At 74.5% G+C, this 1,339-nt stretch carries 1 protein-coding gene; it reads right to left on the reverse strand.

Going from position 1 to position 1,339, the window contains the following annotated elements:
* Positions 1–292 precede the first annotated feature (292 nt).
* Positions 293–1,201 carry a DUF5926 family protein gene (locus tag HMPREF3086_RS00320; protein ID WP_070719670.1) on the reverse strand — a complete coding sequence of 303 codons (909 nt, stop codon included), beginning with the start codon at positions 1,199–1,201 and terminating at the stop codon, positions 293–295.
* Between the last annotated feature and the right edge of the window lie 138 nt (positions 1,202–1,339).

Below are 1,339 nucleotides of genomic sequence, written 5' to 3' on the forward strand. Positions count from 1 at the left end.
GCCGGCCCGCGACGCACCCGCACCGTCGGCCACACCCGCAGACCGGTCGACCGCGGGCACGCCCGGGAGCGAGGAGTCCGGGCCGGGCCCGGTCCGCAGCCACGGCGGGACCGTCACCTCGGGGAGACGGGGCGACTCGTCGTCGTCCCCCCTGGTCGGTCGGTCGGCCACGCGCCCCACTCCCTCGGATCGTCCCGGGTCGACACATCGCGTCGTGGGCGACCCTCGACGTCGCCCGAAGGGATCCTAGAACGCACGGCGCCCCGTCGGGGGTCCGTGCCGCGCGGACCTTCTAGCGGAGGGTCACCTGCCGGGCGCGCAGCCCGTCGCGGGACGACCGCTCCTCGGAGGTGAGCGGGGCGTCGTTCGCGAGCGCCTCGCGCAGCCGCGCGTCGAGCTCCTGCAGACCCGGCGCCCATTCCTGGTGGTGCATCTCGCGGTCCAGGTCGAACACCGGCACCAGCAGCCCGTGCGTGCGGAAGGACCCGGCGAAACGGGATCCCTCGCCCAGGTGCAACCCACCGGCCGCGTGGACCCGGGCCAGCGCCTCGAACAGCGCGTCCTCGTCCTCGGGCCGGACCCAGCGGATGTGTGCCTTCTCGCCGGCGTCGACCCACCACGCGGCCTCGATGCCGTCCGCCTCCACGCGGGCCGAGGGCATCATGACCTCATTGGCGTTGCGGACCGCCTGCTCGATCTCGGGGGCGACCTGCACGCCCTCGGCCACCCACCAGGAGAAGTCGTCGTGCACGACGATCTCCAGCGGGGCGTCCTTCACCACGACGTCCGCCAGCGACGGCGTCGACCCGGTCGGGTGCGACGAGGTGAGCGTCTCCCCGCCGCCGGCGCGGCCCGCCCAGTCGATCGCGAACGCCAGATCGGCCGCCGGATCGGGGCCGTGGACCTGCACCTGCAGGCCGACCATCGCCTCGCCGCCGAGTTCATCGTCGCGGACGAGCGCCGCTATCGCGCCGGGCAGGACCGTCGCCAACGTCACCTCGCGGTCGCCCCCGACCGTGGTCAGCTTCGCCGTGGCCGACGGCACGAACTCGCGCATCGCCACCATGTCGCACTCACCGGCGAACCCGGCGAACGGCCGCGGCTCGACGCTCAGTTCCTCCCGCTCGGCCGCGCGTGCGGCGATCTTGGCCTGGCGGTTTCCGCCGGCCTTGGGCTCGTTGTGCCTATTCCGTCTACCCACGAGCACCACGATACGGTGCGACTTCGTCAGGTGCCCGCCGGACCGGCGAGTCGGCCGGTCGGTGCCGGCCCCTATGCCCCCGGATCACCCGGCAGGCCCCGCGTCGCCTCACTCGGCACGCCGGCGCCGGCCCCGTCC

Origin of the sequence: Dietzia sp. HMSC21D01, assembly GCF_001815995.1 — a bacterium.
In the GTDB taxonomy this organism is placed as follows: Bacteria; Actinomycetota; Actinomycetes; order Mycobacteriales; family Mycobacteriaceae; genus Dietzia; species Dietzia cinnamea.